The sequence below is a fragment of the Streptomyces sp. KL2 genome (genome assembly GCF_046529545.1).
Taxonomy (GTDB): Bacteria; Actinomycetota; Actinomycetes; order Streptomycetales; family Streptomycetaceae; genus Streptomyces; species Streptomyces radiopugnans.
In genome coordinates, this window is sequence record NZ_CP127170.1 from 5,587,501 (window position 1) to 5,605,163 (window position 17,663).

The 17,663-nt window shown below is 73.2% G+C and carries 16 protein-coding genes and 2 pseudogenes; 11 read left to right on the plus strand and 7 right to left on the minus strand.

Going from position 1 to position 17,663, the window contains the following annotated elements; genetic code table 11:
* The 6 genes from QPK52_RS25085 to QPK52_RS25110 all read right to left on the minus strand — a co-directional run bounded on the left by QPK52_RS25085 (position 1) and on the right by QPK52_RS25110 (position 7,530).
* Positions 1 to 1,836 (minus strand): IucA/IucC family protein, encoded by a 1,836-nt coding sequence (locus tag QPK52_RS25085; protein ID WP_410539753.1) that lies wholly within the window; start codon positions 1,834 to 1,836, stop codon positions 1 to 3.
* Positions 1,833 to 2,405, minus strand: coding sequence for a GNAT family N-acetyltransferase (locus tag QPK52_RS25090; RefSeq protein ID WP_410539754.1), 573 nt, complete (start codon positions 2,403 to 2,405; stop codon positions 1,833 to 1,835). The genes QPK52_RS25085 and QPK52_RS25090 overlap by 4 nt, the downstream gene beginning before the upstream one ends.
* A complete protein-coding gene (locus tag QPK52_RS25095; protein WP_410539755.1) occupies positions 2,402 to 3,703 on the minus strand; it encodes a lysine N(6)-hydroxylase/L-ornithine N(5)-oxygenase family protein in 1,302 nt (433 codons plus the stop codon). The genes QPK52_RS25090 and QPK52_RS25095 overlap by 4 nt, the downstream gene beginning before the upstream one ends.
* A 32-nt stretch (positions 3,704 to 3,735) precedes the next feature.
* Positions 3,736 to 5,241, minus strand: coding sequence for a pyridoxal phosphate-dependent decarboxylase family protein (locus QPK52_RS25100; protein WP_410540472.1), 1,506 nt, complete (start codon positions 5,239 to 5,241; stop codon positions 3,736 to 3,738).
* 202 nt (positions 5,242 to 5,443) lie between these two features.
* On the minus strand, positions 5,444 to 6,397 hold the full coding sequence (locus tag QPK52_RS25105; RefSeq protein ID WP_410539756.1) for a siderophore-interacting protein: 954 nt from the start codon (positions 6,395 to 6,397) through the stop codon (positions 5,444 to 5,446).
* Positions 6,398 to 6,492: 95 nt separating this feature from the next.
* Complete coding sequence (locus QPK52_RS25110) at positions 6,493 to 7,530, minus strand: ABC transporter substrate-binding protein (protein WP_410539757.1); 1,038 nt, start codon at positions 7,528 to 7,530, stop codon at positions 6,493 to 6,495.
* Between the two features lie 138 nt (positions 7,531 to 7,668).
* On the opposite strand from QPK52_RS25110, the gene QPK52_RS25115 reads away from it, so the two are divergent.
* From QPK52_RS25115 to QPK52_RS25135, 5 genes are all read left to right on the plus strand, one after another.
* Positions 7,669 to 8,739 (plus strand): FecCD family ABC transporter permease, encoded by a 1,071-nt coding sequence (locus tag QPK52_RS25115; protein WP_410539758.1) that lies wholly within the window; start codon positions 7,669 to 7,671, stop codon positions 8,737 to 8,739.
* Positions 8,736 to 9,824: a FecCD family ABC transporter permease gene (locus QPK52_RS25120; RefSeq protein ID WP_410539759.1), complete on the plus strand. Its 1,089-nt coding sequence runs from the start codon at positions 8,736 to 8,738 to the stop codon at positions 9,822 to 9,824. The genes QPK52_RS25115 and QPK52_RS25120 overlap by 4 nt, the downstream gene beginning before the upstream one ends.
* 74 nt (positions 9,825 to 9,898) lie before the next feature.
* The gene (locus tag QPK52_RS25125; RefSeq protein WP_410540473.1) at positions 9,899 to 10,762 is read left to right on the plus strand and encodes an ABC transporter ATP-binding protein; all 864 of its coding nucleotides are present in this window, start codon (positions 9,899 to 9,901) and stop codon (positions 10,760 to 10,762) included.
* Between the two features lie 87 nt (positions 10,763 to 10,849).
* Positions 10,850 to 11,554 (plus strand): ribonuclease H, encoded by a 705-nt coding sequence (locus QPK52_RS25130; RefSeq protein ID WP_410539760.1) that lies wholly within the window; start codon positions 10,850 to 10,852, stop codon positions 11,552 to 11,554.
* A gap of 157 nt (positions 11,555 to 11,711) precedes the next feature.
* On the plus strand, positions 11,712 to 12,206 hold the full coding sequence (locus QPK52_RS25135) for a lamin tail domain-containing protein (RefSeq protein ID WP_410539761.1): 495 nt from the start codon (positions 11,712 to 11,714) through the stop codon (positions 12,204 to 12,206).
* A gap of 96 nt (positions 12,207 to 12,302) precedes the next feature.
* On the opposite strand, the gene QPK52_RS25140 is transcribed toward QPK52_RS25135, so the two are convergent.
* Positions 12,303 to 12,995, minus strand: a complete 693-nt coding sequence (locus QPK52_RS25140; RefSeq protein WP_410539762.1) for a CAP domain-containing protein — start codon at positions 12,993 to 12,995, stop codon at positions 12,303 to 12,305.
* A gap of 722 nt (positions 12,996 to 13,717) precedes the next feature.
* Here QPK52_RS25140 and QPK52_RS25145 point away from each other — a divergent pair.
* From QPK52_RS25145 to QPK52_RS25170, 6 genes and pseudogenes are all read left to right on the plus strand, one after another.
* Entirely contained in the window at positions 13,718 to 14,176 is a 459-nt protein-coding gene (locus QPK52_RS25145) for an RrF2 family transcriptional regulator (RefSeq protein ID WP_410535963.1), read from the plus strand.
* 70 nt (positions 14,177 to 14,246) lie between these two features.
* Complete coding sequence (locus QPK52_RS25150) at positions 14,247 to 14,330, plus strand: putative leader peptide (RefSeq protein ID WP_410540474.1); 84 nt, start codon at positions 14,247 to 14,249, stop codon at positions 14,328 to 14,330.
* 262 nt (positions 14,331 to 14,592) lie between these two features.
* Positions 14,593 to 14,745: pseudogene (locus QPK52_RS25155) on the plus strand (dimethyl sulfone monooxygenase SfnG); the annotation flags it as partial.
* A pseudogene (locus tag QPK52_RS25160) lies at positions 14,742 to 14,846 on the plus strand (homoserine O-acetyltransferase); the annotation flags it as partial. The pseudogenes QPK52_RS25155 and QPK52_RS25160, both read left to right, overlap by 4 nt.
* A 432-nt stretch (positions 14,847 to 15,278) precedes the next feature.
* Positions 15,279 to 16,253, plus strand: coding sequence for a sulfite exporter TauE/SafE family protein (locus QPK52_RS25165; protein WP_410539763.1), 975 nt, complete (start codon positions 15,279 to 15,281; stop codon positions 16,251 to 16,253).
* Between the two features lie 102 nt (positions 16,254 to 16,355).
* Complete coding sequence (locus QPK52_RS25170; RefSeq protein ID WP_410539764.1) at positions 16,356 to 17,654, plus strand: acyl-CoA dehydrogenase; 1,299 nt, start codon at positions 16,356 to 16,358, stop codon at positions 17,652 to 17,654.
* Positions 17,655 to 17,663: the final 9 nt, after the last annotated feature.

Consider the following 17,663-nt stretch of genomic DNA (forward strand, 5'->3'; position numbering starts at 1 on the left):
TCAGGCCCTTCCCGGGGCGTAGGGGGCGATGGGGTTCTTCAGGCTGCCGACGAGCTGGAGCGCGCCGGAGGGGTCCGCCAGGTCCACCATCTGCCGGTTGTCGCGCAGCTGGAGCCGGTTGAGGCAGGACAGCGCGAACTCCTCGGCGAAGATGTCGTACCGCTCGAACCGTTCGGCCAGCTCCGGCACGGACTCCCGGTAGCGGATCACCGCCTCGGCGACGGTGCGCCAGAAGGCGTCCTCGGTGAGCACGCCCCGGTCGGCGAGGATCGCCCCGAGATGGCGCAGGAAGCAGTCGAAGACGTCGGTGAGGATGGCCAGCAACCGCATGTCCTCGGGCGTCTCGGCGCGGATGCGCTCCACCTCGGGGGGCAGCTCAACGCCGGGGTCCATCACGACGATCTCCTCGGCGATGTCCTTGAACACCGCCCGCGCCACCGCGTCGTCCTCCAGGACGAGGATGACGTTCTCGCCGTGCGGCATGTACGCCAGGTCGTAGGCGTAGAAGCTGTGCAGCAGCGGGGTGAGGTAGGCGTCCAGGTAGCGGCCCAGCCACGCTTCGGGGGTGAGGCCGGAGCGCTCGATCAGCGCGGCGGCCAGCGAGCCCCCGTCGGTGTCGGTGTGGAGCAGGGACGCCATGGTGGCCAGGCGCTGGCCCTCCTCCAGCCGGGGGACGGGGCTCTCGCGCCACAGGGCCGCGAGCATCTTGCGGTAGGGCGAGTAGCGGTCGGTGGCGGCCTCGTAGCCGGGGTGGCGGTAGCCGACGGCGGCGCGCTCGCGGATGATCTCCAGGCCGGTGGCGCGCAGTACGGGGTCCTTGGCCACCAGCTCGGCCAGCCAGTCGTTGATGGCCGGGGTGGCCTCCATGTAGGCCGCCGAAAGGCCCCGCATGAAGCCCATGTTGAGCACGGACAGGGCCGTCTTGACGTAGTGCTTGCCCGGGTCGGAGGTGTTGAAGAAGGTGCGGATGGACTGCTGGGCCAGGTACTCGTCCTCGCCCTCGCCCAGCAGCACGATCCGGCGCTGGGCGACCTCGGCGGAGAAGGTCACGGCGAGCTTGTTCCACCACTGCCAGGGGTGGACGGGGACCAGCAGGTAGTCCGCCGGGTCCAGGCCCTGGCCGCGCAGGACGGAGTCGAAGCGGTCGAGTGCGGCCCGGCCGAGCTCGGCGCGCAGCAGCGTGTCGTAGTCGGTGTCGGCCGAGCAGGTGAAGGTGGTGTGGTCGCGGTGGGCCGCCACCCACAGCAGCCGCACCGGGGCCGCGGTCTCGGGCGCGTAGGCCAGGTACTCGTGGATCCCGAAGCCCAGGCGGCCGTTGTTGGCGACGAAGCAGGGATGGCCCTCGGTCATGCCGGTCTCGATCGCCTGGAAGTCGCCGCCGGCCAGTTCGGCGGCGGTGACCGGCTTCTTCGCGAGTTTGTACGCGGTGCTCGCCAGGGTGGAGCTGATCTCCTCCAGGTAGACGGGGAGGATCTCGTCGCTCAGGCCCAGGGCGCCGCGGAACTCGGTGAAGAACGCGAAGGCGTCCAGGGGCAGTTCGGCGCCGCCGCGGTGGCGGGTGATGCTGTCGGCGTCGATCTGCCAGTGGTCGAGCGCCATCAGGCGGGCCGTGAAGCGGTACTCGACCCTCTCGCCGCCCTCGTCCTCGTCGCCGCCGGTGACGGCGTAGCGGCCGCCGCCCAGTGCGACGGGGGTGAGCAGGCGCTCGTGGGAGAACTCCGACAGGGCCTTGCGCAGCAGCAGCCGTACGGCGGTGCCCCAGTTGCCGGGGGTCAGATGGGCCACGGCCCTCTGCGGATCGGGGTGCGGCACGGCGTGGGGGGAAGCGGCGGTCACAGGGCGGCTCCTCGTACGGCGGCCTCGAAGCGCTCGCGGGTGCAGACGCTCAGCAGGGCCTCCTTCTCCGGTTTGGCGATCGTGCCGACGACCTCGAAGCCGACGGCGGCGTTGAGGGCGTGCACGGCGGTGTTGCGGGCGTCGGGCTCGACGACCACGCGGGAGGCGGCCGGGTCGTCGAAGAGCATCGCCATCACCGTGGTGATGACGGCGAGGGTGAACCCGTGGACGGGGGTGTCGGACGGCGCGGTGAGGAAGTGCATCCCGACGTCGCCGGGCCGGTGGTCGTACAGCCCGGCCAGTTCCACGTGGGCGGGGTCGTAGCGCTCGACGAGGAAGGCGGGGCTGCCGCGGTGCAGGCCCAGGAAGGCGTCGTGGTGCGGGTGTCCGGCGATCCGCCGGTACTCGTCGGCGACCTGCCGCTCGTCGGCGTCCTGCATCATCCAGTACACGGCCTTGGGATGGGTCACCCAGGAGTGCAGCAGGGGCGCGTCGGCGTCGGGGTCGAGGGCGACCACGGAGAATCCCCCCAGCCGGGGGTCCTCGCGGTGGAAGAGGACGTCGCTCACGCGATGCCCCCCTCGGGGGCGCCGAAGTCCTGGAAGGCGATGGACTTCTCGACGGGGTAGACCTCGCGGCCGAGGATGTCGCGGATGATCCAGGAGTTGCGGTACGGGCCCATGCCCAGGTCCGGCGAGGTGACGCTGTGGGCGTGGACGGCCCCGTTCTGCAGGAAGACGCCACGGCCGGTGACGTCGACGCTGTAGTTGCGGGCGACGTCGAAGCGGCCCGAGGAGTCGAAGCGGAGGCGGTCGCGGATCCCGTCCAGGAAGGCGGGGACGCGGTGGCGGTAGCCGGTGGCCAGGATGAGGCCCTCGGTGGCGAGGGTGAACTCCTTGCCCTGTTCGACCTGGTGCAGCCCGAGGGTGTAGGAGCCGTTCGCCTCGTCGTAGGAGGCGGAGGTCAGCGCGGTGCTGGTCAGCAGCCGGGTGGGGACGGGGCCGGCGGCGCTCTTGGCGTACAGCAGGTCGAAGATGTCGTTGATCAACGCCTCGTTGATGCCCTTGAACAGGCCCTTCTGCTCGCCCTCCAGCCGGTGCCGGGTGGGTTCGGGCAGGGCGTGGAAGTAGTCGATGTAGTCGGGGGAGGTCATCTCCAGGGTCAGCTTGGTGTACTCCAGCGGGAAGAACCGCGGGGAGCGGGTGACCCAGTTCAGGCGGTAGCCGCGGGTGTCGATCTCCGAGAGCAGGTCGTGGTAGATCTCGGCGGCGCTCTGCCCGCTGCCCACGATCGTGATGCTCCCCTTGGCCTGGAGCGCCTCCTTGTGCTCCAGGTAGCGGGAGTTGTGGATCACGTCGCCGCCCAGCCCCTCGCAGGAATCCGGCACGTACGGCGGGGTGCCGGTGCCCAGCACCAGGTGGCGGGCCCGGTGCTCGCTGCGCTCGCCGGTGGAGGTGTCGCGGGCGGTGACGGTGTACAGGCCCTCGGCCTCGTCGTGGGAGACGGCGACGACCTCGCGGCCGAAGCGGACGGAGGACAGCCGGCCGGCGGCCCAGCGGCAGTAGGCGTTGTACTCGGCGCGCAGCGGATAGAAGCTCTCGCGGATGTAGAAGGGGTACAGGCGCCCGGACTGCTTGAGGTAGTTGAGGAAGGAGTAGGGGGAGGTGGGGTCGGCCATGGTCACCAGGTCGGCCATGAAGGGCGTCTGCAGGGTGACGCCGTCCAGCAGCATGCCGGGGTGCCAGTCGAACTCCGGGCGGCTCTCCAGGAAGAGCCCGTCGAGGTCGTCGATCGGCTCGGTCAGGCAGGCCAGCCCCAGGTTGAAGGGGCCCAGTCCGATGGCTATGAAGTCGTGAGGGGTGGACACGTCGTCTCCGTGGGTCTGGTGGATCCGGTGGTTCAGGCGGCCGGTGAGCCGCTCCGGCGGGCGGCGGAGGAAGCCAGGTGCTCCTGGGCGTGCCCGGCGATCAGGTCGAGGACGGCGCGGATGTCGTCCGTCGTCGTCTCCGGGTTGAGCAGGGTGAACTTCAGGTGGTGGCGGCCGTCGACCACCGTTCCGGCGACCACGGCCTCGCCGGAGGCGGCCAGGGCCTCGCGGGCGTGCAGGTTGGCCAGGTCCACGGCCGTCTCGTCGGCGCCGCCCGCGTTCGCGCCGGCGTTTGCGGCGGGGCTGTAGCGGAAGACCAGGGTGGAGAGCGTCGGCCTGGTGACGACGGTGAAGCGGGGGTCGTCCTCCAGGATCCGCCAGGTGTCGGCGGCGAGGTCCACCACCTGGTCGAAGAGCGCGCCGACGGCGTCGGCGCCCATGATGCGCAGGGTCAGCCACAGCTTGAGCGCGTCGAAGCGGCGGGTGGTCTGCAGGGACTTGTCGACCTGGTTGGGGATGCGCTTCTCGGCGCTGCGGGCCGGGTTGAGGTAGTCGGCGTGGTACGTGGCGTGCCGCAGGGTGGCGCCGTCGCGGACGAGGACGGCGCTGGAACTGACCGGCTGGAAGAAGGACTTGTGGTAGTCGACGGTGACCGAGTCGGCCCGCTCGATGCCCTTCAGCAGATGGCGGCGCGTGGTCGAGGCCAGCAGCCCGCAGCCGTAGGCGGCGTCGACGTGGAACCACGTCCCGGCCTCCTGGCACAGCTCCGCGATCTCGGGCAGGGGGTCGATGGAACCGAAGTCGGTGGTGCCGGCGGTGGCGGAGACGGCCATCACCGTCAGGCCCTCCTCCCGGCAGCGGCGCAGCTCGCGGGCGAGGTGGTCGGTGCGCATCCGGCGGTCGCCGTCGCAGGGGACGGAGATGACCGATCCCGGCTCCAGGCCGAGGAGTTTGGCGGCTTTCAGCACGGAGAAGTGGCCGGCCTCGGAGGTCAGGACGCGCAGTTTCGGCAGCATCTCGGAGACCGGCGGCGGGGTGGGGGAGTTCTTCCGCAGCAGCCGGAGGGCCTCCTCACGGGCCAGCAGCAGCGCCTGGAGGTTGGACTGGGTGCCGCCGCTGGTGAAGACGCCGTCGGCGGCGCGGCCCAGACCGATGCGCGCGGCGGTCCAGTCTATGAGCCGGCGCTCCATCAGGGTGCCGCCGGCGCTCTGGTCCCAGGTGTCCAGCGAGGAGTTGACGGCGGAGAGGACGGCCTCGCCGAGGAGGGCGGGAAGCACCACCGGGCAGTTGAGGTGGGCGAGGTAGCGGGGGTGGTGGAAGTAGACCGCGTCGCGGAGGTAGACGCGCTCCAGCTCGTCGAGGGCTGCGGCCGGGTCGCCCAGGGGGCGGTCGAGGTCGATGCCGTCCACCAGCGGGGCCAGTTCGCCGGGGGTGACCCCGGTGAACGGGCGGCTGGTTCCGGCGACCGTCCGGGCGACCCGCCCCACGCCTTCGGAGACCAGCCGCCGGTAGTACTCGGCGGTGGAGTCGTTCAGCAGGTGGGAGCGGGGGTCGGCGCCGGCGGGGTCGGCCTTGTCGGCAGGAGCGAGAGGGGAGGCGGATCCCTGGGGGCTCACGCGCGGGTCCTCCGAATCGAGGGAGCGGGAAACTTAGGTAAGGCTAGCCTAACTTACTCTGATCATGTAAGAGCCCCGCGTACCGCAGGTGGTACGTGGGGCTCCGTGCGGGCGTGACCCCGCGTCAGGCGGCGCCGGCCAGCGCCTCGGCGCGCAGGTCCTCCTCCGAGGCGCCCAGCCGCCAGTACCCGGAGAACGCCACCCGGCCGCGGGCGAAGCCGCGTTCGGACACCAGATGGCGGCGCAGCGCCCGCACCGCACCGGCCTCGCCCGCCAGCCACGCGTACGCGCCGCCCGGGACCTCGTCGGGCAGCGCGGCCTCGCGCACGGCGTCGACCACCGCGCCGTGCCGCCGGAAGTCCTCCCGGACCAGCCAGGTGACCTCCGCGTCGGCGGCGGTGGGCAGCGGCCGTACGTCCCCGGCCCGGGGCACCTCGATCCACACCCGCGCCCGGACACCGGCCGGCAGCCAGGACAGGATCCCGGCGACGGCCGGCAGCGCCGTCTCGTCGGCGGCCAGCAGCACCCGGTCCGTGCCCGGGGGAGGGCGGAAGCCGACGCTCTTGTTGTCCGCGGTCACCGGGCCCAGCAGGCGGACCCGGTCGCCCGGCCGGGCACGCCGCGCCCAGCGGGTCGCGGGTCCGGTGTCGCCGTGCAGGACGAAGTCGACGTCCACCTCTCCGGCCTCCGGGCGCTGGGCGGCCACGGTGTAGGAGCGCATGACCGCGCGCACCGCCGGGTCCATGCCCCGCCAGGCCGCGAACCAGCCGTCGCCCAGCTCCACCGGGACGACGGGTTCGCTCTGGCCGGGCTGCGGCAGGAAGAGCGAGAAGCTCTGGTCCCTCCCGCCGCCCGCGAACCCCCTGAGCCGCTCCCCGCCGAAGGTGATCCGGACCAGGGACGGACCCAGCCGCAGGCTGCGCACGACCGAGGCATCGAAGAAACCGAACGGCGAGGTCGGCCGGGCGGCGGGGGCGCGGCGGGGCGCCGCCGGCCGGGGGGCCGTGTGGGAGACGGCGGGGGAGGCGGCGTGAGAGGTGGCGGGAGAAGCGACGGGGGTGGCGGTGCGCGGTGTCATCTGCGGGCTCTCCTTCTCGGAGGTTGCTGTCCTGCGCGGTCTTGGGTGGCGCGAACCGGGCCGGGGAGGCGCCGCGGCGCCTCCCCGGCCCGGGCTCAGCCGAGCTTCTCGGCCTTGGTGATGGCGTCGGCCAGGTTCTCCATCAGCGGGGCGGCGCCCTGGTAGGAGAAGCGCGGCACCGGGTCCCACTCGGCGACCTGGCCGGCCTTGACCGCCGGGAGCGACTCCCAGGTGGGCTTGGACTTCAGGTCCTCGGGCTGCAGGGCGGTGCTGCGGTTGTCCAGGATGATGAGGTCGGCCTCGTACTGCCCGGCGTTCTCCCAGCTGAGGCTCTCGAAGTAGCCACCGCTGGCCTTGACGTCCTCGGGGATGACGAACTCGACGCCCAGCTCGGCGAAGTACTTCAGGTCGGCCGCGGGCGCGGGGGTGGAGACGTAGAAGTAGTCCGCGCTGCCGGAGGCGGCCAGCACCCGCAGCCCGCCGCTGGCCTTGGCGGCCCTGCGGAGCTTCTCGGCCGCCGCCTCGAAACGGGCCTTGCCCTCGGTGACCTGCTTGGACTTCAGATCGGCGCCCAGTGACTCGGCCAGGGCGGCGTAGCGCTGGATCGGCTTGAGCAGGGAGACGTTCGCGACCTGGACGGCGACGCTGGGGGCGAGCTTGAGGATCTTGTCCGAGCTCTCCTCGGGCACGTACCACAGCGAGCCGGAGTCGTACTGATGGGTGACCAGCAGCTCGGGGTTCAGCGCCGCGTACTTCTCGATGTCGAACTCGCCCCAGGCGTTGCCGATGACCTCGACCTTCTTCACGTCCAGATCGCCGGCCTGCGGGTGGGCCGAGCCGTCCTCCAGCAGCGTCTCGCCGAAGACGCCGACGATCCGGTCCTTCAGACCGAAGTCGGCCAGGGCGGCGGCGGTGCCGGTGAAGGCCACGATGCGCTCGGGCGTCTTGTCGGCGGTGACCTTCTTCTTGCGGTCGTCGGTGAACGACCAGGGGCCGCCGTCCTTCTCCGAGGCATTGCCCGACGCCTTCGAACCGCCGTCCCCGCACGCCGCGAGCAGGGCGCCCAGCCCGAGGGCGCCGCCCGCCGTGAGGAGGCCCCGGCGGGAGAGGTTGGCGGTTCTTGCGTAGGACATGACTGGGCCTCTCTGAAAAACGCACACGGAAGCGACAGGTGTTCAGGCGACCGGCCGCGGCTGTTAGGTTAACCTAACCAAAGTTCGAGCCCAAGGGGGACGGTCGCCGACCTCCCCCCGGCACACCGGAGTCCGCACGTGTCACTCATCAAGCCGAGTCCCGCGGGGGAGAGAGCGGCGCCGGCGCCGCCCCCCGCCGTCGAGGGGCCGCCCACGCGCACCCGTACCGCGTTGCGCTCCGCCGGGCTGGCGGGCGCCGTGGCCCTCCTGCTCGTCCTGCTGGTGCTGAGCCTCGGCTTCGGCGCCCGGCCGCTGTCGGCGGGCGAGGTCTGGTCCGGCCTCTTCGACAGCGGCTCCGCGACCTGGAGCGTGGTGCACGAGATGCGGCTGCCGCGCACCCTGCTCGGACTGCTCATAGGCATCGCCCTCGGCCTGGCCGGCGCGGTGATGCAGGCGCTGACCCGCAATCCGCTGGCGGATCCCGGGCTGCTGGGCATCAACGCCGGAGCCTCGGCCGCCGTGGTCACCGCCATCGCCTTCTTCGGGGTGACCGGCTTCACCGGCTACGTGTGGTTCGCCCTGGCCGGCGCGGCGGTCGTCTCCGTCCTCGTCTACGCCGTCGGCGGCGGGCGAGGGGCGACCCCGGCGCGGCTGGCCCTGGCCGGCGCGGCGCTCAACGCCGCCCTGTACTCCTACGTCAACGCCGCGATGATCCTGGACGCCGCGTCGCTGGAGCGGATGCGCTTCTGGACCGTCGGCTCGCTGGCCTCGGCCCGGACGGACGCCGTGGTGCAGGTGCTGCCGTTCATCGCCACCGGTGCCCTGGCCGCCCTCGCCCTCGCCCGGCCGCTCAACGCCCTCGCGCTCGGTGACGACCAGGCCCGCGCCCTGGGCGCCCGGCCGGAGAAGGTCCGCGCCGCCTGCGTCGTCGCCGTCACCCTGCTGTGCGGCGCGGCCACCGCGGCCGCGGGCCCCATCGTCTTCGTCGGGCTGATGGTGCCGCACCTGGTCCGCGCGATCACCGGCCCCGACCTGCGCTGGGTCCTGCCGTACTGCGCGGTGCTCGCCCCCGTGCTGCTGCTCGGCTCCGACGTGCTCGGCCGGCTGCTGGGCCGCCCCGGCGAGCTCCAGGTCGGCGTCGTCACCGCCGTCCTCGGCGGCCCCCTCTTCCTCTACGTCCTGCGACGGCGGAAGGTGGCCGCCGCATGAGGACCGTCACGGGAACCGGTGCGGAAGCCGGCGCGGCGACCGACACGAGGACCGGTGTGAGAACCCTCCGCGCCGGATCGGCGCTCAGCCTCCGCTTCCGCCCCCGCGCCCTGGCCGCCGCCGCCGTCTGCCTGCTCGCGGCCCTGGCCGCCGGCGTCGCCACCATCGGCAGCGGCGACTACCCCATGAGCCCCGCCGAGGTGCTGACCACCCTCACCGGCGGCGGCACCCCCGCCCAGGACTTCATCGTCAACGAACTGCGGCTGCCGCGCGTACTCGCCGCCCTCCTCGTCGGCGCCTCGCTCGGCCTGGCCGGGGCCGTCTTCCAGTCCGTGGTGCGCAACCCCCTGGGCAGCCCCGACATGCTCGGCATCACCCAGGGCGCCTCCACCGGCGCGCTGCTCGTCGTCCTCGCCGGCGGCAGCAGCGCGGCCCTGGCCGGCGGCGCCATCGCCGGAGGACTCCTGACCGGACTGCTCATCCACCTCCTCGCCTGGCGCCGGGGAATCCACGGCTACCGGCTGGTGCTCACCGGCATCGGCGTCCTGGCGATGCTCACCGGCGTCAACGGCTACCTGCTCACCCGCGGCAAGCTGATGGAGGCGTCCCGCGCGATCCTGTGGATCACCGGCAGCCTCGACGGCCGCGGCTGGCCCGAACTCACCCCGCTGCTGATCGCGCTGGCGGTGCTCGGCCCGGTCGTCGTCCTGGGCTGCGGACGGGCCCTGCGGATGACGGAGATGGGCGACGACGCGGCGCACGCCCTCGGCGTGAGCGTCGAGCGCTCCCGCACCGCGGCGCTGGGCTCCGCCGTCGTCCTGGTCTCCTTCGCCGCCGCCTGCGCCGGCCCGGTCTCCTTCGTGGCGCTCACCGCGCCCCAGCTCGCCAAGCGGCTCACCCGCGCGCCCGGCCCCAACCTGCTGCCCGCCGCGTGCATGGGCGCGGCCGTACTGGTCACCGCCGACTGGGCCGCACAGAACCTCTTCACCGGACGGCAGCTTCCCGTGGGGGTCGTCACCGGCCTCCTCGGCGGCTGCTACCTGGTGTGGTTGCTGGCCACCCAGCGCAGGGCGGGCCGGATATGAACACTTCAGCGGTGGTCCGGGACCTCCAGAACCTCCAGGACCCGGTCGGACACCTTCAGGACGGAGCAGAACGGATGACGCAGGGCAACCACCGCGACCACGGCGCCCCGGCCGCCGGGGGGACGAGGCTGAGCGGCGAGGGCCTGACCCTCGCCTACGAGCGGCGGACGATCGCCGAGGACCTCACGGTCGCGATACCGGACCGCTCCTTCACCGTCGTCATCGGCCCCAACGCCTGCGGCAAGTCCACCCTGCTGCGGGCCCTGTCGCGGATGCTGAAGCCGGCCGCCGGGACGGTGCTCCTGGACGGCAGGGACATCTCCTCGGCCAACGCCAAGCAGGTCGCCCGCACCCTCGGCCTGCTGCCGCAGTCCTCCGTCGCACCCGAGGGCATCTCCGTCTCCGAACTGGTCTCCCGGGGCCGCTACCCGCACCAGAGCCTGCTGCGCCAGTGGTCGGCGGAGGACGAGCGCGTCGTCGCGGAGGCGATGGCCTCCACCGGCGTCGCCGAGCTCGCCGACCGCCCGGTGGACGAACTGTCCGGCGGGCAGCGGCAGCGGGTGTGGATCGCCATGGCGCTGGCCCAGCAGACCCCCCTGCTGCTGCTGGACGAGCCGACCACCTACCTCGACCTCGCCCACCAGATCGACATCCTGGACCTGTGCGCCCGCCTCCACCAGGAGGAGGGCCGCACCCTGGTCGCCGTCCTCCACGACCTCAACCACGCGGCCCGCTACGCCACCCACCTGATCGCCATGCGCGAAGGACGGGTGGTGGCCTCCGGGCCGCCGGAGGAGGTCGTCACGGCAGAACTGGTCGAGAAGGTCTTCGGCCTGCCCTGCCGGGTCATCGACGACCCGGAGACCGGGACTCCGCTGGTGGTGCCCGCGGCGCGGCGCCGCGCCCGCGAACCCCAGGCGGCCGGGCAGCTCTCCTGATCCCGGACGCCTCCGTCCGGGCCGGCACCGGGCCACGCCCCCGGGCCCCGTCCCCCGGCCCCGGTGCGGGGATGGCAGGATCGCAGGGTGCTGGAACGGATCATCGCCGCATGCGACGGCGCGTCGAAGGGAAACCCCGGGCCCGCGGCCTGGGCATGGGTCATCGCCGGTGCGGACGGTGACGTGGAGCGATGGGAGGCCGGCCCGCTGGGCCGGGCGACCAACAACGTGGCGGAGCTGACCGCGCTGGAGAGGCTGCTCCAGGTCCTGGACCCGGCCGTGCCGGCACAGGTGCGGATGGACTCCCAGTACGCGATGAAGGCGGTCACCACCTGGCTGCCGGGCTGGCGCCGCAAGGGGTGGAAGACCTCGGCCGGCACACCGGTGGCCAACCGGGACCTGGTGGTGCGCATCGACGAGCTGCTGTCCGGACGGGACGTCGAGTTCGTCCACACCCCGGCCCACCGGGCGGACGGCGACCGGCTCAACGACGCCGCCGACCGGGCCGCGAGCCACAGCGCCCGTACCCAGCGGCCGATCGGCTCCGCGGCGGGGGACGACCTGCCGCCGCCCGAGCCCGGCGCCGCCACCGCCGGAGGGCGTTCCCGCCCGGCGGGGGCGAAGCCCGCGCGGAAGCCCGGGCCGGGCGGCTCCTCCGGGAGGTCGCTCAAGGCCCGCTTCCCGGGCCGGTGCCGCTGCGGCCGACCGTACGCGAAGGGCGAGACGATCGCGAAGAACCCCGACGGCTGGGGCCACCCCGCCTGCGCCGCCACCGGAGCGGGCGGGGCGTGACACCGGCGGGGCGGTGAGGGCGGGCGGTGGGAGGCGGACGGCGGCCCGTGGCCTGTGGCCCGTGGGCGAAAAATCTTGTTTACGGTGCAACCACCGGGGTTCGTCGCAAGTCCTTCACGTGCAGCACGATTTCCGCACGACGTGGAGGAGAACTCCCTTGCGCAAGCGCCCAGTCATAGCCGTGGCCGCCACCGCCGGCGCGCTGGCCGTCCTCACCGCCGTTCCGGCCCAGGCCGCCGAGTACAGCTCGGCGCTGAAGATCCGGGGCGTCCAGTACGACGCGCCCGGCCGGGACTCCAACAACTGCTCCACCGGGAACACCGACCAGGAGTACCTGACGATCAAGAACTACTCGTCCTCCGCGACCGTCAACCTCAAGGGCTACGTCGTCAAGGACGCCTCCGGCAACCGCTTCGCCTTCACGGTGAACCACTACCTCCAGCCCGGCGACTACGTCCGGCTCCGCGGGGGCCGCGGCAGCGACTCCGACAAGTACAACGTGGTCTACCGGAACAACTGCAACTTCATGTGGAACAACGACCGCGACACGATCTACCTGTACAAGCCCTCCGGAAGCCGCGCGGACGTGCACTCCTACACCAGGAGCGGGTCCGACCCCGACGGCGACGGCTACATCACCTTCCACAAGTGATCCGGGCGCCTGCGGGCCGCCGCCTCCGCACGGCGGAGAGGCGGCGGCCCGCAGGCCGATGCCGGTGAGGCGCGGCAGGGGCCTGCCGGCGCGTCCTTATCGGGCGGCGCCGAAGGTCTGCGTCCAGTAGTCGCCGGGCTGGGCCAGGCCGACGCCGATCTCCTCGAACGAGCAGTTGAGGATGTTGCGCTTGTGGCCGGGGCTGGACATCCAGCCGTTCATCACGCTCTCGGGGGTCCGGTAGCCGTGGGCGACGTTCTCGCCGTAGGTCCTCCACTCGTAGCCGGCCCTCGAGATCCGGTCTCCGGGGCCGGAACCGTCGGAGCCGGTGTGGGACATGTTCCGGTGGTCGGCCATGTCCCGGCTGTGGGCCCGGGCGGCCTCGGCCAGCTTCTCGTTCATCTTCACAGGAGCGCATCCCGCCTTGGAGCGCTCGCTGTTGACGAGCTCCACGACGCGGGCCGCGGCATCGTCGGCCGGGGCGGGCGTGGAGGGGGCGGAGGCGCGGGGGGCGGGGGAGGTGCTCGGGGAGGCGCCGGGTGTACGGGTCTTCTGCGGCGTGGACCGCGAGGTCCGTGTGGACGCGGGTGACCGGCCGTCGGAGTACCGGCCCTGCCAGGAGTGGGCACGGTCGTCGGAGTAACGGCTCTGCCAGGAGCGGGGGCGGTCGTCGGCGGTCGCCGGCCGGTCCGCGCACGCCAGGGCCGCGGCGGGCACTCCCAGGGCGGCCACGGCGAGGGCGGCGACGGATATCTTCCGGTAGCGCCTCGTTCTGCGGTGCTTGCTCATGTGTGACCCCAATCGTCGGATCGCCGAATCCCCCCGGGTTCTGGCCGATTCGCCCAGCACCCGCCTCTGATCTGCGGGAACGTGGTGCGGGCCGTCATTGTCGGGACCGCCCGACGGATGAGGCAACGAGCGTTGGTACTACGCCCGCTCGTAGGAGCCCCGCCCCCTTGCGGGGGCCGCGCGGACGTGCCGGGGCGGGCCCCGGGGCCGCCGGGGTGTCGTGTCGCTCCGTCAGGAACCGCTCCGTGCCGCCGCGGGCGGACGAATGCGCCGGGTGGGACCCGGGTTTCGGGTCCGCGCGCGAAGTATGTTCACACCGATGCGGACAAATACCCTATGCCGCCTGAGGCGCATCTACTATCCCGGAGGAGTAGTAGCGGTATCCGCTGTGACGGTTGTCACGGGGCGTCCGCGTGGCGGCTGCCGGCCGGTCCGCCGGGTACGCCGGGTCCACCGGGTCCGCCGGCGCACGCGGACGCCGCCCGGGCGACGAGAACGGCCGCACCCGGCTCGGCTTCTCCGCCGGAGCGGCGGTCTCAGCCACCGGTGCGGTTCCCCGTCCCGGCGGCACCGACTCCGCCGAGGCTGTGCCGAAGCTCGCCCGCGAGGTCAGCGGCCGCCGTTCCGGTGGTCTTCCCGCCGGCCCGGGGGTGTACGCGCGGCGGGGAGGCGGCAGGGACCCCGCGGCCCGCTCGTGACGGGCGGTGCGGGACAATGCGGCCATGAGGATCTCGGCGAAGGCGGACTACGCGGTGCGTGCCGCCCTGCACCTCGCCGCGGCCCGGGATGCCGGTCCTTTGAAGGCGGAGGCCATCGCCGAGGCCCAGGAGATCCCGCACAAGTTCCTGGAGGGCATTCTCGGCGACATGCGCCGCGGCGGGCTGGTGGTGAGCCGGCGCGGCTCCAGCGGCGGCTACCGGCTGGCCAGGTCGCCGGAGTCGATCAGTGTCGCCGATGTGATCCGGGCCGTGGACGGCCCTCTGGTGTCGGTGCGCGGGGTGCGCCCGCCGGAGCTCTCCTACACGGGGGCCGCCGAGTCGCTGCTGCCGTTGTGGGTCGCGCTGCGGGTCAACGTCCGCCGGATCCTCGACGGGGTGTCGCTGGCGGACGTCGCCTCGGGTGCGCTGCCCGGAGAGGTCTCCGGGCTGGTGGACAACCCCGCCGCCTGGCGGAACCCCTGACCTGTCCGGCATGCGAGACCGCTGCCGGAACCTCTTGACCCGCCGATTCCCTACTGATTTGGTCGGGTATATGAAGCGAACCGGTCTCACGCGGCGCCGCCACGTCGACCTCGCGCGCGTTTCCAGCGCCTCCTGTCGTCACCGCCGGGCCTGACGGGCTTCGAACCCTTCCCGCTTCCGGGCAGGTGCCGCACCTCCCCGCCGGGCCGACCCGCATCTGAACGCTCCGGTTCCGGCGCCGTACACCCGCGGGCCGCCATCTCCGTGATGTCCGCCGCCGTGCGCTCCCCGCCGGGGCGGCAGCCTGCGGTCCGGGCCGCTCGGCCCTCCGGTTCCTCACGTATCCGCGTCCCCCTCCCCGCGCCGGGCCGCGCGTGCGTACTCGACCTACCCACGTTCAAACACCCGGAGTAACAATGTCCGCGCCCTCCGTTGCAGATCCCGTCCGGTTCGCCTACTGGGTGCCGAACGTCAGCGGCGGACTGGTCACCAGCACCATCGAGCAGCGCACCGACTGGGGCTACGACTACAACCGCGAACTCGCCCTCCTCGCGGAGAACAGCGGGTTCGGGCGGCCCTGCGCCGCGCCACGATGCCCGCCCTCGTCGCCGGGATCGACTCCGACCGGCTCTACCCGCTGCGGCAGCAGGAGGAGCTGGCCGGAGAACTGCTCGCGGGCGTCGCCGGCACCCCGCGGATGCCGGAGTGACGCCGGAGCGGTGCCGGTCCCGGCGGTGGCCCCGCTCCTTTGCCCGGTGCGGGCGGGGGCGGGGCTGCCGCGTGCGGGACACGCCCATCGTCCTGCCGGCCCCGCCGGAGGCCGTCAAGCATGCCCTACTGAATTGCCGGGAAAAGTGGGGAAAGGGAGAATCCGGGCATCCGGAGGGTCTGGGGCGTGGGCTTTCTCAAGTGTGCGGCGGGGTTCCCTCTGGTCCGCAGAGAGTCCTGGGCAGTCCGGAAACTCCGGATTGCGGGGGATTATGACGCCCTTTATCCGGATGGTGAGATGCGCCTGTCCGAATGATGAATGGCCACTTGTCGCACCGGGTGTTCTTCTCCACTATCCCTATCTATCCAGTGGAGAAACTAGGAATTATGCGAGGTGGCTGTGAGAACGCTGATCCTGCTGGCCCTGGCCGGTCTCGGTGCCCAACTGGTGGACGGAAGCCTGGGCATGGCCTACGGCGTGACCTCCACCACCCTGCTGCTCGCGATCGGCACCAACCCCGCCGCGGCCTCCGCCACCGTCCACCTGGCGGAGATCGGCACCACCCTGGCCTCGGGGGCCGCCCACTGGCGCTTCGGCAACGTCGACTGGCGCGTGGTGGTGAAGATCGGCGTCCCGGGCGCGATCGGCGCGTTCGCCGGCGCCACCTTCCTGTCCTCCCTCTCCACCGACACCGCCAAGCCCGTGATGGCCCTCCTCCTGCTGGGCCTGGGCCTGTACGTCCTGACCCGGTTCACCTTCGCCGGGATCCCCCGGAACAGGATCGGCAAGCCGCTGCGCAAGAGGTTCCTCTCCCCCCTCGGACTCGTCGCGGGCTTCCTGGACGCCACCGGAGGCGGCGGCTGGGGCCCGGTCGGCACGCCCACGATCCTGGCCAGCGGGCGCATGGAGCCGCGCAAGGTGATCGGCTCCATCGACACCAGCGAGTTCCTCGTCGCCGTCGCCGCCAGCATCGGCTTCCTCGTCGGCCTCGGCTCGGAAGGCGTCAACGCGAGCTGGGCGGCGGCCCTGCTGGCCGGCGGACTCATCGCCGCACCCATCGCCGCGTGGCTGGTCCGCCACATCCCCCCGCGCGTCCTCGGCTCGGCGGTGGGCGGCCTGATCATCCTGACCAACACCCACACCCTGCTGCACAGCGACTGGGTCGCCGCGGGCGACGCCACCCAGTGGACGGTGTACGGGACCGTCTACGCGGTGTGGGCGGCGGCTGTGGCCCACGCGGTCCGCGAGCACCGCCGGCAGGTCGCCGCGGCACGGCCCGCAGAGGCCGCAGAGGCCGCGGACGCCGCGACGGACCACGCCGGCGACACCGAGCGGGCCCGGCCGGCGGAGAACGCCACCGCTCTCTGAGGCGGAGGAGACCGGGCGGGATCATCCCGGCCCGCCCGGCCCCGCACCCATCGCGGGCAGGCGCCCGGACCGGCGCCCCTGCGCCCCACCCAGGAGGTGCCCATGCCACCCATCACCCCCACGACCCCGCCGTCCGCGGGACCCGCGCCCGGCCCTGCGGCCCTGAGCGCACCCGGCGGCACGGTGGACGGGACGGAGCACGGCACGCGCGCCGGGCGGGCCGCCCTTGCCACCGACTTCTGGCCGCGCGTCGCCCGCGAGCTCGCCGACGACCTCGCCGCCGACGTCCTCGCCCGTGAGCGGGCGTGCGGGCCCCCGCTCGACGAGGTGTCACGGCTCCGCGAGTCCGGCCTCCTCGGGCTGCTGGCCCCGCCCGGACCGCGGGGGAGGGGCGCCGACTGGCAATGGGCCTGCGCCCTCGTCAGGGAGATCGCCGCGGTCGACAGCTCCGTCGGCGAACTCCTGGGGCGCCACTACGCCCTGTCCTGGGCCGCCCGCCTCGTCGCCGGTCCCGAGCGTGCCGCCGGACTCGAACGCCGCGCCGCGGAACGGCAGTGGCTGTGGGCGGGGGACATCGGCGCGCCCGGCGCGGGTGCGGACGCCGGATGCGCCCTCACCCCCGTCGGCGGCGGATACGTCCTCAGCGGGCACCGGGCCCTCGCCGCGGGGGTGGCCGTGGCCGAGCGGCTCGTCCTGGACGCGGTGTGCACGGTCACGGACACGTCCCTGGTCGTGGTGGTGGATCCGGCCCATCCCGGTGTGGTGTCCGACACCGTGTGCGACCGCCTCGGCCAGCGGCTCGCGGGAGCGGGCGGAGTCCGCTTCCACGAGGTCCCGGTGGACGCGGACCACGTACTCGGTCCCGGCCCCCGCGACGAGCACGTCGCCCGGGCGTCGGCCGCGCTCGCCCCCGCGGCCCTCCGGCTCGCCCTCGCCCACGTCGAACTGGCCGTCGCCGAGGGCGCCCTGGCGGAGGCCCGGGACGTGAGCCGCAGGAACGCGTCCGCGTGGGCGTCCGCCGGCGCGGAGCGGGGGTACGGCCCTGCGGAGGGGGAGGCCGACCTCCTGCTCGCCTACGGGAAGCTGGCGGCCGCCGCCCACACCGCCGCGGCGGTGGTCGAACGCGCCACGCGGGCACTGGCGCGCGAACTCCGTGCCGTAGGGGACGCCGACGTCCCGCACGACGCCGACACGGCGGTGCTCGTGGCCACCGCCGAGGCCGTCACCGGCAGGACGGCGCTGCACGTCACCGGGCGCGTCCTGGAACTCGCCGACAGCCCGGGGCTCGACAGGTTCTGGCGCAACGCACGCGTCCTGGCGGCGCAGAGCCCGACCGCCCCCCGGCTGCGCGACATAGGCGACCACTACCTGCACGGGGCGCGCACCCCCTCCACGGTGTAGGGCGGACTT